This window comes from Deinococcus sp. YIM 134068, from assembly GCF_036543075.1.
GTDB lineage: Bacteria > Deinococcota > Deinococci > Deinococcales > Deinococcaceae > Deinococcus > Deinococcus lichenicola.
Map to the genome: position 1 here is coordinate 22,051 of NZ_JAZHPF010000021.1, position 12,157 is coordinate 34,207.

The window sequence follows — 12,157 nt, forward strand, 5'->3', positions numbered from 1 at the left end:
GGGCCACCGGGGCGGGTAGCATGGGCCACATGCCCCCCGAACAGCCCGACCTGCGGGCCATGATCGACGACCTGCGCGCCCTGGTGGAGATCGAGTCGCCCTCCACCGACGCGGACGCCGTGAGCCGCGTCCAGGACGTGGTGGAGGTCCGCGCCCGCGAACTGGGTGCCGTCACCCACGCCCTGCCCGGCGGCACGCGCCAGTTCTCCCTCGGCGAGGGGGGGGAGGCTCGGCCCATCCTCGTCCTCACGCACGCCGATACCGTGTGGCCGCACGGTACGCTCGAACAGATGCTCTTCCGGGTGGAGGGCGAGCGCCTGTACGGCCCCGGCACCTACGACATGAAGGCGGGGATCGTGGGCCTGCTCCACGCTCTGCGCTCCCTCGGTGGGGCGTGGCCTGCGGGCGGCGTGCGCGTCCTCCTCACCCCCGACGAGGAGGTGGGCAGCCTGGAGAGCCGTCTCCAGATCGAGGCGGCGGCGAGGGAGGCTCGCGCCGTCTTTGTGGTCGAGCCGCCCGTGGCCGACAGCCACGCCCTCAAGATCGGGCGCAAGGGGGTGGGGGGCTTCACCCTCACCTTCCACGGGGTCGCCAGCCACGCGGGCAACAAGCCGGGGGAGGGGGCGAGCGCGATCACCGAGGCCGCCCGCGCCGTGCTGGAGGTGCAGGCCCTCGCCCGACCGGAGGAGGGCACGACCGTCAGCGTGGGCCGCTTTCGTGGCGGCAGCGCCGTGAACGTCATCCCCGCCGAGGCCACGGTCGAGATTGACCTCCGCGCCTCCACCGTGGCCGAGGGCGAGCGGGTAACGCGGGCGGTCCAGGCCCTCACCCCCGCCGATCCCCGCGTGCGCGTGACGGTGACGGGCGGCCTGAACCGTCCCCCCTTCGAGCCGGGACCCGGCACCCAGGCCCTCTTCCGGCAGGCGCAGACCATCGCCCGTGACCTCGGTTTCACGGTGGGCGGCGAGGTCGTCGGTGGCGGCAGCGACGGCAACTTCACCGCGCCCCTGTGCCCCACGCTGGACGGCCTCGGTGCCCCCGGCGACGGCGCGCACGCGGCCCACGAACACGTCCGCCTCGACCGCTGGCCCGACCACGTGCGGCTGCTGGCGCGGCTGCTGCGGGAAGTGTAGTCGGGAGGCCGAACACCACCGGCTCACCGCGTTCAGACCAGAAAGGAGACCCCATGTTCAACCTCTTCGGCAGGAAGAAATCCCCGTCCAACGCCTACGTCAAGCAGGACGACGCCCAGACCTACCGCGTGCGCGTCCGCACCCGTCCCCACAGCGAGGTCGTGGAGTTCCGCTTCACGAAAAGCGCGCACATCGGCATCGACGACGACGGCAACTACTTCTTCCGCAAGCCCGTCGTCAGCCCGCAGCACTTTGACCGGGGAGAGCTGGTGGTCCACTTCGACCGCCGCTACAACGTGACGGGCACGGAGGGCGTGGGGGTGGAGTTCATTCCGGTGAGCGAGTGGGAGTAGGGCGTTGACGCGCCGTGAGTGGGGAGTGGGCTGTGGGAAGTGGGCGCTTTAGCAACAGCTTCTGCCGAAGCTCCCTAACGCCTAACGCCTAACGCCTAACCCCTCACACCTCGTAAAACGTCTCCTCCACGATCCGCCCCGGAAACTTCCGCAGGAAATCCACCGTGCTTAATGCCTGGGTGCGGTGACACGCGATGGCCTGAAGTTTACGGGTGACGAAGCGCGTCACGTCGCGGCGGAGGGTGGGGGCGAGCCACAGGGCGCGCAACTCCTCGTTCTCCGGCGGGGTGGGGTTGGCGTAGTACCACAGGCGGGGGCGCTCCCCTTCCGGCAGGCTCTCCCACGCGGCGCGGACGGCGCGGTGGGTGGTCACGTGGTCGGGGTGGCCGTTGCTGCCGTTGGGCGGGAAGGTGAGGACCGTCTCGGGCTGGTAGCGGAGCATCGCCTCCCGCGCGACCTCCACGAGGGGGGCGAGGGGCTGGTCCTGCAAATACTTGTCCGGGAACGTGTGCTGCTCGTGGACGGTGAGGCCGATGACCTCCAGACACGCGCGCAACTCCACCTCGCGCATCCGGGCAAGTTCCTCCGGGCCGTCCGCGAGGCCGAGAGTCCGCCCCGCCTCTCCGCGCGTGAGGGTGACGAGGCCGCACGGGTGGCCCGCCTCCAGCAGTTCCATCAGGGTGCCCGACGCGCCATACACCTCGTCGTCGGGGTGGGGCACGATCAGGAGGAGGGTGAGGCGGTCAGACATGCGGGCCAGCATAGGGGACGCCGTGGCGAGATAGCGCAATGGGCGGATGCGCCGTGTCTCTCGGGCGGGGCAGGATGGAGGGCATGACCACGACCGACATGCTCCTCCGCGCCCCCCGCAAGCCGGACGACTACCCCGACCTCGCCGCCGTGCGCTCCGCCTGCGATCCCGAGTGGCCCGTCACGCCCGAACTGCTGCGCGTCTGGGACGAGGCCGCCGACCCGAACCTCTTTCAGACTGAGGCCGTCGCCGAGGCCGGGGGCCGGGTGGTGGGCGCGGGCCGCATCGGGCACGACGACTTCGCCTTCGAGGAGTGGCGCTACTGGGGCAACCTCTTCGTCCACCCGGACGCGCGGGGACGCGGCATCGGCTCGGCGCTGTACGACGACCTGCTGGGGCGGGTGAGGGCCAGAGGGGCACGCGAGGTCCGCACCATGCTCACCGACGCGCCGCACCACGAGGCGGGCCGCGCCTTTCTGGAACGCCGGGGCTTCCGCGCCACCTGGGAGCGGTACGAGTCGCGCCTGAACACGGCGGAGGTGGACCTCACGGGCTTTGACGGCCTGCTCGCGCGGGTGCGGGAGGCGGGCCTGGAGCTGCGGAGCATTGCCGACCTCGCGGGCGACCCAGAGCGGGACCGCCGACTGTGGGAACTCGACTGGCTCCTCTTTCAGGACGTGCCGATGGGCAACGTGCTCACCAAGCGGCCCCTGGGGGCGTGGGTGCGGCAGGAGCTGGAGGACCCGACCTTCGCCCCGGACCTCTCCTTCGTGGCGGTGCAGCCGGGGCTGGACGACACCCCGAGCGGTCCCTACGTCGGCTACTCCACGCTGATGCGAACGCCGGGCGGCGCTTACGTCATCGGCATGACGGGCGTGCGGCGCGAGTGGCGGGGCCGGGGCGTGGCGAAGGCCCTCAAGGTCTGCGCGATGCGGGCGCTGGCGGGGGCGGGCGGCGGCGAAATCCGCACCATGAACGACAAACCGAACGCGGCCATGCTGGAGATGAACCGGGCGCTCGGCTTCAAGCGCGGCCCGACCCACTTCCGTTACGAACTGCATCTGGACGGTGGGGCGTGAACGTCCGCGAGGCGACGGAGGCCGACCTCCCGGCCCTCGTGGAGGTCCTGAACGCGGTGTGGCCTCAGCACGCCACCACAGCGGAGACGCTGGCACACGAGGACGCCGAGTTGCGCGCCCACCCCACCCGGCCCCACCTGTGGCGCATCGTCGCCGAGGAGGGCGGGGGGATCGTGGGAGTGGCCTCCGCGATGCAGTGGCCGGGCATGTTCCATCCGGGGCGCTACCACCTCGACCTGCTCGTCCACCCGGAGGCCGGGGGCCGGGGTGTGGGCCGCGCGCTCGCCCGTGTGCTCGAAGACCACCTGACGGCACGCGGTGCCCGCGAGGTGCTGGCGGGCACGCAGGAGGACCGCCCGCGCGGGCTGGCCTTCCTCGCCCGGCACGGCTTCACCGAGGCCATGCGCTTCTTCGACAATGTGCTCGACCTCTCGGCGTTCGACCCGGCCCCGTGGAGGGACGCCGCCCGTCTCCCCTCCCCCTACCGCCGCGTGACCCTCACCGACCTCGTGACGGAGGTGGGGGAGGAAGCGGCGTGGCGAGCCTATTTCGCCGCCGTGGAGGCCATCCGCGAGGACGTGCCGCGCACGGGTGAGGCGACGCCCCTCGTGTCCGAGCACTTCCGCAAGCAGGAGGAGGACGCCCGCTTCATGCCGGACGGCATCCTCTTCGCCCTGACGCCGGAGGGGGAGGTGGCCGCCCTGACCGAGCTGTACGGCGACCCCGCCGACCCCGGCAAGCTCCACACCGGCCTGACCGGGGCACGGCGCGAACACCGCCGCCGGGGGCTGGCGCTGGCCCTCAAGCTCGCCGCCCTCGACCTCGCCCGTGAGCGCGGCGCGGCGAGCGTCTGGACGGGCAACGCGACCACGAACGCGCCCATGCTCACTCTGAACGAGCGCCTGGGCTTCCGGCCCCAGCCCGCCTGGATCGAGATGCGGCGCGGGAGCGTGGAGGATGAGACGTGAGTTGGACGGTGAGACTCGCCGGGGAACACGACTGGGACGCCGCCGGGCGCGTCTGGACCCTCACTATGCCGCAGGACCCCTTCAGCGGCGCGGACTTCCGCAAGCGCGATGACGAGCAGCGGGGGTGGGGGTATACAGCCTTCACCCTCCTGGCGCTGGACGGGGCGGAGGTCGTGGGTGTCGCCTCCGTCTCCCAGAATCCCGGCGCGTACCACCCGCACCGCTTCACGCTGGAACTCGCCGTGCATCCGGCGAGGCAGGGGCAGGGGGCGGGCCGTACCCTGTGGGACGCCGTGGAGGCAGAACTGATCCGCCACAGCGCCCAGTCCGTCCGCACCCTCGCCCGCGAGGACCACTCCATCGCGCCCGGCTTCCTGACCCGGCGCGGCTTCGTGGGAGAGGGGCGGTACTTCACGAGTGCGCTGGACCTCACGACCTTCGATGACACCGCATATCGGGAGTTGGAGGAGCGGCTGGCCGCCCGTGGCGTGCGCGTCCGCAGCCTCGCCGAGTTGCGGGAGGAGGGCACACCCGACCTCACCGCTCGCCTTCACGCCCTCATGAGCGACGTGCGGCGGGACGTACCGCGCTCCGAACCCGCCACGCCCCTCTCCCGCGAGGTCTTCGAGGAGGCCGTGCTGGACGACCCCGGCCTCCTTCCCGACGCCTACCTCGTCGCCGAGCATGGGGGGCGCTGGATCGGCCAGACCACCCTCTTCCGCTCAGAGGCCAGCCCCGACCTCCTCACCGGCCTGACGGGCGTGACCCGCGAGTGGCGCGGTCAGGGCGTGGCGACCCTCCTCAAACTCCACGCCCTGCGCGCGGCCCGGCGACTGGGTGCAACGCTCATCCGCACCGACAACGCCAGCGACAACGCGCCCATGCTCGCGGTGAATGACCGCCTGGGCTTCGTGCGCGACCCGGCGAGCGTGAGTTACGTCAGGAGGTTTTAGGGGTTAGGCGTTAGGGGACAAGCTCTGGCATAGGCTATTAGAAGATGACGGCGGACCTGCTCAGCCACCCCCCCAACTCCTCCACCCCTCATCCCTAACCCCTTCTCATGCTCCTGAGCATCGACTGGGACGCCTTCAGCGGCACCGTCCCCCTCGTCTTCGACGCGCCGATCTGGGGCACGCCCGACCGGGAGCGCGACCGGGTGGAGGCATGGCGGGAACGTGCCCGCACGCGCGACCCGCACGCGCCCGGCTGGTCCGCGCTGGACGCCGACTTCCCCCTGTACTCCGGCTGGGAGGAAGTGGAGCGGTACGCGGGCATCCCCACCACCGTCACCCTCACGCACGCGGACGCCTGGGCGTGGCTTCAGGACTTCCCCGGAGGTGACGTGCTGAACGTGGACAGCCACCACGACCTGTTCAGCCGGAGCGGCGACCCTTCGCGCGTGCGGCCCGGCAATTGGGCGGGGCTGGGGCTGCGCGCGGGCCTCATCCGCCGTTACACCTGTCTCTACCCCGACTGGCACGCCACGCTTCCCGTCGCCGAGGGGTTCGACCTGGAGCGGACGCGGGGGGAGATGACCCCTCACCTCCCCGAAGTGCTGGAACGTGTGACGCTCGCCCGCATGGGTCAGCCTGACGTAAATCTCCCCGACCCGTCGGAGGTGAGTGCCGTCCTGCTCGTACAGTCGCCCGCGTGGACAAATCCGGCGCATGACGCGGCCTTCCTCCGATTGGCACGCACCCTGAACGCCGTGCCGCTGACTCCGCCGCTGGAGCGTCCGGCGTAGGCGGGGTGGGCCCTCCGCCCCTTCGGGGCACCTCCCCTTGAAACGCCTGATGTGAATTGGGAACTAAGCGTGCCGGATGTGCTTTTTGCTCCCTCTCCCCCTGCGGGAGAGGGCTGGGGAGAGGGGTGACGAGCACCGCTCGTCCTGCTGCCAGACGCTAAGAACACTCCTTCTGCCCGATTCGCAATTCACATCAAGCGTTTGAAGGGAGGCAGAAGCACAAGAGGCTCCCCCAGGGGAGCTGTCAGCGAAGCTGACTGAGGGGTTGCCCGCCGCGCCGCCGAACAGCGCAGGGCAAACCACCCTCTTTTCCCCGCCGCGCACCTGCTACCCTCTGGAGCGGCCCGTGACCTGTCTTGTCGCTGTGGCCGGAGGATGCCATGACTCTCCCTGTGCCTGGCCGCACGACCGTGCTGCTGACCGTGCTCTACGCCGCGAGTATCCTGCTCGCCAACCTGACGCTCAATCAATTCATCCCCCTGCCCCTGTTCGGACTGCTCAGCGTGGGGACCATCTTCTTCGCGGCGGTGTTCACCCTGCGCGACCGCATCCACCGCGAGGGCGGACTGCGTGCCGTCTACATCGCCATCGCGGCGGCCCTCATCGTGAATACCCTCGCCGCGCTGCTGACGGACACCCCGTGGAGATTCATCGGCGCGTCGTTCCTGGCGATTCTGGTAGGCGAGCTGGCCGATACCGCCGTCTACCAGCGGCTCATTCGGAGGAGCTGGTGGACGCGCGTCCTGGCGAGCAATGCCGTGAGCGTGCCGCTCGACTCCATCCTGTTCACGCTGCTCGCCTTCTGGGGCGACATGAGCACGCGGGACATCGCGCAGATCATCTTCGCCGACATCCTCGCCAAGTACGCCATCGCCGCGCTGTTCGCCCTGCGGGTGCGCCACACGGCCCGCGCCGCCACCTCGTGACCGCCGTCATTCCCGCCGAGCACCTGAAAACCATCGCCAACGCGAGGCCGGACCTCCCCACCATCGTCGAACACGTCCTGCACCTGCCCGAGCTGTGCCCGGCGACCCGCAACCCAGCGCCGGGCAGCACCCTCACGCTGCGCTATGCGGCAGGCGGGCGGCTGCTGGAGCTGTTCAGCCTCGACACGTACATCGATGCCTTCGTCGCCCACCCCGTCGTCCGCGATATGGAGATGTTCGTGCAGACCGTCGCCGTGGACGCCGCGAATGCTCTGGGCGTGGAGGTGACGGCGAGCGCAGATGTGAGCTTCAGGGGGCTGCGGCAGGGCCAGCGGGTGACGGTGGCGGCGCGGCCAGAGATGGGTTGAATTTCTGCAAAGAGAGAGGGGGACGAGCGTGCTTGCCTCGTCTCCCTTAACAGTTACCCCGAAAAGTCGTCTTTCCCACCGCCGATTCTGGCGACTGGTTCCTGGCGACCGGCAACCCCAGCCCTCTACAGCCCCAGCATCCCCCGGTAGCTCTCCACGATCCTCCCGCCCCACACGAGCGCGACCACCGCGCCGAGGGCGAGGTACGGCCCGAACTTCACCCGGTTCTCGCGCCGGAGCGCCTGTTGCAGCAACCCGAGGACCGCGCCCGCCGCCACCGCCACGATCACCGCCACGAGCAGCCGCTCCCAGCCGAGGAACGCGCCGATCACGGCGGCGAGCTTCACGTCCCCGAAGCCCATTGCCGAGGGGTCGAAGGGGGCGTCCGCATCGCCCTCCGGCTCGCGCCGCAGCCACCAGTACATGCCCGCCACGAGCGAGGCCGCGCCCGCCGCTCCCAGCGCCCCCTGCACGCCGACGATGAGGCCGGGGCCGAGGCCGCCCCCCGCCAGCGTCAGGCTGACGAGGACGCCCCCCAGCGTGACGACCTCCGGCACCCGCACGACCCTTCTGGAAAAGAAGTTGACCGCCGCCGACACGAGCGCCGCCCCCAGCCCCCACCACGGCCCCAGCCACAGGCCCGCGAACAGGGCAAGGCTGATCTGCTGGTAGCCGATGGGAGCCTCCGGGTACTGCCGCTCCCGGAAGCGCCGCAGCACCCATGACCCGATCAGGTCGATGGTGACGAGCAGCCCCGCACCGAGGAGGGCACCCTGGACGGCCCCGGCGAAGGTGGGCAATCCAGCCTCCGCCGCCCCCAACTGAGTGTTCACGAAGGCGAACGCGAGACCCAGCCCCACCCCCGGCAGCGTCAACTCATCGGGAATCGTATAGGTATCTAGGTCAATCGCGCTCGCCACGAGGAGCAGAGTGAACAGCGCCATCAGGCCGAGCGTGCCCGCCCCGTAAGTGGTAAGTGGGAAGAGGGCCGCAATGAGGGCGTAGCCCACTCCCGTCAGCCCCTCCACGACCGGATAGCGGGGCTTGATGGGCGCGCGGCAGTAGCGGCATCTGCCCCCCAGCGCGACCCAGGACCCCACCGGCACGAGGTCCAGCGGCGCGAGGCGGTGGTCGCAGCCGGGGCAGTGGCTGGGCGGGAAGGCGACGTTCTCACCGCGTGGCAGCCGCCAGATCAGCACGTTCGAGAACGAGCCGACGAGCAGCCCGAGGACACCGGCGAACACCACGAGGAGGAGGTCGGGACTCACGGGCAGAGTCTAGGGGGCGCGGTCTGACAGGAGGCTTGCGCGGCCCCGTCCCTCTCCCCCCGTCCCTTTGACCGCGTTCCAATCCGGGGGGTGGGCGGGGGCAGAGGGCGCAGAGTGGGGAGGAGATGCTGGACCCCTCCTCACCCGTCCAGTCCCCGGAGCCTTCCCCATGACCACCCTGCCCCACGAACCCGCCGCCCCCGAGTCACCCCCTCAGCCCACGCCGCTGCCGCGCATCATTCAGGGCGGAATGGGCGTCGCCATCTCCAACTGGGTGCTCGCGCAGTCGGTGTCCCGCGCCGGGCAGCTCGGCGTCGTCTCCGGCACGGGCATCGACAACCTCCTCGTGCGCCGCCTTCAGGACGGCGACCCCGGCGGGCATGTCCGCCGCGCCCTCGCGCACTTTCCCGATCAGGAGCGGGCGCAGAAGGCCGTGCGCGACTACTGGCTGGAGGAGGGCCGCGCTCCCGGTCAGCCGTACAAGCGCGTGCCGCTTCCCTCGGTAACGAACCACCGGATCGCCTGGGAGCTGAGCCTCCTCGGCAGCTTCGTGGAGGTCTTCCTGGCGCGCGAGGGGCACGGCAACCCGGTCGGCCTGAACCTCCTCACCAAGCTGCAACTGCACAACCTCCCCGCTCTGTACGGGGCGATGCTCGCCGGGGTGGACACGGTGATCATGGGAGCGGGCATTCCCCGCGAAATTCCCGGCGTGCTGGACGCCCTCGCCGACGGGAGACCGGGCACCGCGCGGCTGGACGTGAAGGGCGAGGGGTCGGGGGCGAGCGTGCCCCTCACCTTCGATCCCTCGGAGTACGGCTTCGGCGGCGTGACGCTGGGGCGGCCCAACTTCTACCCGATCATCTCCTCGCACGTGCTGGCGGGCGTCCTGACCCGCAAGGCGACGGGCAGCATCCAGGGCTTCGTGATCGAGGGACCCACCGCCGGGGGCCACAACGCCCCGCCGCGCGGGCAGGTCAGCTACGACGAGACCGGACAGCCGATCTACGGCGAGCGCGACGTGGCAGACCTCGCGGAGATGCGGCGCATCGGCCTTCCCTTCTGGCTGGCAGGGGGCAGCGGCTCGCCCCGCGCCCTTCAGGCGGCCCTGGACGAGGGCGCGGCGGGCATCCAGGTCGGCACCCTCTTCGCCTACTGCCGGGAGAGCGGCCTGCGCCCCGAAACGCGCGACCGGACCCTCGCGGCGGTGCGGGCGGGCGAGGCGGGCGTGTACACCGATCCCCTCGCCTCGCCGACGGGATTTCCCTTCAAGGTCGTGCAGCTCGCCGGGACCCTCGCCGAGCCGGAGCGGTACGCCGCGCGCACCCGCATCTGCGACATCGGTTACCTGCGCGAGGCGTACTGGGACGGCGATAAACCCGGCCTGCGCTGCTCTGCCGAACCCATCGAGACCTATGTGCGGAAGGGCGGAGAGGTGGAGGACACCGTGGGCCGCAAATGCCTGTGCAACGCCCTGATGGCCGACGCGGGCCACGCGCAGATTCAGAAGGGCGGCGAGGTCGAGCAACCCCTCCTCACGAGCGGCGACGACCTCGTAAGACTCGCCCACTGGACGCCGGGCTACACCGCCGGGGACGTGATCGGCTACCTGCTCGGGGAGCCGGGGGCGGGACCCGATCTGGCAGTCGCCGGGGAAGTGGGCAACCGGGCGTAGGACACATCACAAAGCGCGAGGGCGGGGGTTCCAATCACTCCCGCCCTCGCCCGTTCTCCCCTCGGTAGACCTCGTGTGAAAGCCGCAGAAGGCCGAAGGTTGACAACATCTGCCCTCCGCCTTTGGCCTTCTGCACCCTGGGGCAGCCACTTTCTTGGCAGTTGGTCTTGCGTATTTGATCAGAAGAACAATGTCATGCTGAGCCTAGCGAAGCATCCCCAACTTGAGACAGGAGGCCCTTCGCTTCGCTCAGGGTGACAACTCTGCTTGCATCAAGAGGGCTAATGCCGCCCGAAATGCCCCAGTTGAGGCACATTGGGCTTCCACACGGGCTTTTCGACCACCTCGCCGTACAGGTCGTACTCGTCGCTGTCCTCGATGCGCGCCCGCACGATGTCCCCGATCCCTACCTGGCCCACGAAGTCGCCCGCGTACAGGTACACCTGCCCGTCGATGCCCGGCGCGTCGCCCTTCGTCCGCCCGATGAGGCGGGTGCCGGGGGCGTCGCCCTCGTCGTCGTTGAACTCGTCCACGATCACGTCCATCACCCGGCCCACCTTCTCGGCGAGCTTCTCCGCGCTGATGCGCTGGGCGACCTCCATGAAGCGGGCGAGCCGTTCCTGCTTGGTCTCCTCGGGCACCGGGTTCGGCAGCGCGTTCGCGTCCGCCTCGTCCACGTCGGAGTAGGGAAAGGCCCCCACGCGGTCGAGCCTCGCCTCCTCCAGAAAGGTCAGCAGCTCCCGGAAGTCCTCCTCCGTCTCGCCGGGGAAGCCCACGATGAAGGTCGAGCGGATGACGAGTTCGGGGCAAATCTCGCGCCAGCGCCGGATGGTGTCGAGCTGCCTGCCCGCGCCGGGCCGCCGCATGAGCTTCAGGATTTTGGGCGAGGCGTGCTGGAGCGGCACGTCAAGGTAGGGCAGAATCTTGCCCGCAGCCATCAGCTCCACGATCTTCTCGACGTGCGGGTACGGGTAGACGTAGTGCATCCGCACCCACGCGCCCATCTCCCCCAACCGCTCGGCCAGGTCGGTGAGGTGCGCGCGAACCTGCCCGCCCTGGAACTCCGACTCGCGGTAGCGCACGTCCACCCCGTAGGCGGAGGTGTCCTGCGAGATGATCATCAGTTCCTTCGTGCCACCCGCGATGAGGCGATAGGCCTCGTACAGCACGGCCCCCGCGTCGCGCGAGACCTGCCGTCCGCGCAGTTTGGGGATGATGCAGAAGGCGCAGGTGTGGTTGCAGCCCTCCGCGATCTTGACGTAGGCGTAGTGCCGGGGCGTGAGCTTGACGCTCGGCGCGAACACGTCGCCGTGGCGGGTGCCCTCCCGCTCGGGCCGCATGCCCGGTGCGGCGACTGGGAGGAGACCCGTGAAGGCGTCCGTCCGGGTGGGCAGCAATTCGCGCACATGGCCCATCACGTCGTCCACCGCCTCCGACCCCGTGATGGCGGCGACCTTGGGATGACGCTCCAGAATCTTTTCGGGGCGCTCGCCTAGGCAGCCCGTCACGATGACCTTGCCGGTCGCGTCCAGCGCCTCGCCGATGGCGCTCAGGCTTTCCTCCACGGCGGGCGTGATGAAGCCGCAGGTGTTGACGATGACGGCCTGCGCGTCCTCGTAGCTCGGGGCGACCTCGTAGCCCTCGGCGCGCAACTGGGTCAGGATGCGCTCGCTGTCCACGAGGGCTTTCGGGCAGCCGAGGCTGATGAAGCCGACCTTGGGAACTGCCACGGCGGGCAGCGTTTCTTCCACACTCGTCATGAATCCTCCACGCGGACGCGCCGCCGCGTGGGGACACGCCGGGCGCGAAACTCAACCCGGCATTCTACAGGGTGCGGGCGGGGTGGAGGAAGGACGGGAATCACGGAGGAGCGGGGGGAGGCGGGCCACCGTCAC

The 12,157-nt window shown here is 70.2% G+C and carries 12 protein-coding genes; 9 read left to right on the forward strand and 3 right to left on the reverse strand.

Features of this window, described 5'->3' with window-relative positions:
• Positions 1–29 precede the first annotated feature (29 nt).
• Positions 30–1,133, forward strand: a complete 1,104-nt coding sequence (locus V3W47_RS16065; RefSeq protein WP_442877235.1) for a M20 family metallopeptidase — start codon at positions 30–32, stop codon at positions 1,131–1,133.
• 53 nt (positions 1,134–1,186) lie between these two features.
• Positions 1,187–1,486 carry a hypothetical protein gene (locus V3W47_RS16070; RefSeq protein WP_331826235.1) on the forward strand — a complete coding sequence of 100 codons (300 nt, stop codon included), beginning with the start codon at positions 1,187–1,189 and terminating at the stop codon, positions 1,484–1,486.
• 103 nt (positions 1,487–1,589) lie between these two features.
• Here V3W47_RS16070 and V3W47_RS16075 read toward each other — a convergent pair whose 3' ends face one another.
• Positions 1,590–2,237, reverse strand: coding sequence for a PIG-L deacetylase family protein (locus V3W47_RS16075; RefSeq protein ID WP_331826236.1), 648 nt, complete (start codon positions 2,235–2,237; stop codon positions 1,590–1,592).
• Between the two features lie 83 nt (positions 2,238–2,320).
• On the opposite strand from V3W47_RS16075, the gene V3W47_RS16080 reads away from it, so the two are divergent.
• The 6 genes from V3W47_RS16080 to V3W47_RS16105 all read left to right on the forward strand — a co-directional run bounded on the left by V3W47_RS16080 (position 2,321) and on the right by V3W47_RS16105 (position 7,322).
• Entirely contained in the window at positions 2,321–3,316 is a 996-nt protein-coding gene (locus V3W47_RS16080) for a GNAT family N-acetyltransferase (RefSeq protein WP_331826237.1), read from the forward strand.
• Positions 3,313–4,284 carry a GNAT family N-acetyltransferase gene (locus tag V3W47_RS16085; protein WP_331826238.1) on the forward strand — a complete coding sequence of 324 codons (972 nt, stop codon included), beginning with the start codon at positions 3,313–3,315 and terminating at the stop codon, positions 4,282–4,284. The genes V3W47_RS16080 and V3W47_RS16085 overlap by 4 nt, the downstream gene beginning before the upstream one ends.
• Positions 4,281–5,237, forward strand: a complete 957-nt coding sequence (locus V3W47_RS16090) for a GNAT family N-acetyltransferase (RefSeq protein WP_331826239.1) — start codon at positions 4,281–4,283, stop codon at positions 5,235–5,237. Before V3W47_RS16085 ends, V3W47_RS16090 begins: the two co-directional genes overlap by 4 nt.
• A 107-nt stretch (positions 5,238–5,344) precedes the next feature.
• Entirely contained in the window at positions 5,345–6,028 is a 684-nt protein-coding gene (locus tag V3W47_RS16095) for an arginase (protein WP_331826240.1), read from the forward strand.
• A 380-nt stretch (positions 6,029–6,408) separates the two neighbouring features.
• Complete coding sequence (locus V3W47_RS16100; RefSeq protein ID WP_331826241.1) at positions 6,409–6,954, forward strand: VUT family protein; 546 nt, start codon at positions 6,409–6,411, stop codon at positions 6,952–6,954.
• Positions 6,951–7,322, forward strand: a complete 372-nt coding sequence (locus V3W47_RS16105) for a hypothetical protein (RefSeq protein ID WP_331826242.1) — start codon at positions 6,951–6,953, stop codon at positions 7,320–7,322. The genes V3W47_RS16100 and V3W47_RS16105 overlap by 4 nt, the downstream gene beginning before the upstream one ends.
• 125 nt (positions 7,323–7,447) lie before the next feature.
• Here the strand turns inward: V3W47_RS16105 and V3W47_RS16110 are convergent, their stop codons facing one another.
• Complete coding sequence (locus V3W47_RS16110; protein WP_331826243.1) at positions 7,448–8,590, reverse strand: prepilin peptidase; 1,143 nt, start codon at positions 8,588–8,590, stop codon at positions 7,448–7,450.
• 169 nt (positions 8,591–8,759) lie between these two features.
• On the opposite strand from V3W47_RS16110, the gene V3W47_RS16115 reads away from it, so the two are divergent.
• A complete protein-coding gene (locus V3W47_RS16115) occupies positions 8,760–10,262 on the forward strand; it encodes a nitronate monooxygenase (protein WP_331826244.1) in 1,503 nt (500 codons plus the stop codon).
• Positions 10,263–10,543: 281 nt separating this feature from the next.
• Here V3W47_RS16115 and rimO read toward each other — a convergent pair whose 3' ends face one another.
• Positions 10,544–12,022, reverse strand: coding sequence for a 30S ribosomal protein S12 methylthiotransferase RimO (rimO, locus tag V3W47_RS16120; RefSeq protein ID WP_331826245.1), 1,479 nt, complete (start codon positions 12,020–12,022; stop codon positions 10,544–10,546).
• Positions 12,023–12,157: the final 135 nt, after the last annotated feature.

What these genes read in the sequence shown, in the direction of transcription:
- V3W47_RS16065 (WP_442877235.1), top strand. Translation starts at nt 30, where the DNA reads ATGCCCCCCGAACAGCCCGACCTGCGGGCCATGATCGACGACCTGCGC.
- V3W47_RS16095 (WP_331826240.1), top strand. Translation starts at nt 5,345, where the DNA reads ATGCTCCTGAGCATCGACTGGGACGCCTTCAGCGGCACCGTCCCCCTC.
- V3W47_RS16070 (WP_331826235.1), top strand. Translation starts at nt 1,187, where the DNA reads ATGTTCAACCTCTTCGGCAGGAAGAAATCCCCGTCCAACGCCTACGTC.
- V3W47_RS16080 (WP_331826237.1), top strand. Translation starts at nt 2,321, where the DNA reads ATGACCACGACCGACATGCTCCTCCGCGCCCCCCGCAAGCCGGACGAC.
- rimO (WP_331826245.1), bottom strand. Translation starts at nt 12,022, where the DNA reads ATGACGAGTGTGGAAGAAACGCTGCCCGCCGTGGCAGTTCCCAAGGTC.
- V3W47_RS16075 (WP_331826236.1), bottom strand. Translation starts at nt 2,237, where the DNA reads ATGTCTGACCGCCTCACCCTCCTCCTGATCGTGCCCCACCCCGACGAC.
- V3W47_RS16100 (WP_331826241.1), top strand. Translation starts at nt 6,409, where the DNA reads ATGACTCTCCCTGTGCCTGGCCGCACGACCGTGCTGCTGACCGTGCTC.
- V3W47_RS16115 (WP_331826244.1), top strand. Translation starts at nt 8,760, where the DNA reads ATGACCACCCTGCCCCACGAACCCGCCGCCCCCGAGTCACCCCCTCAG.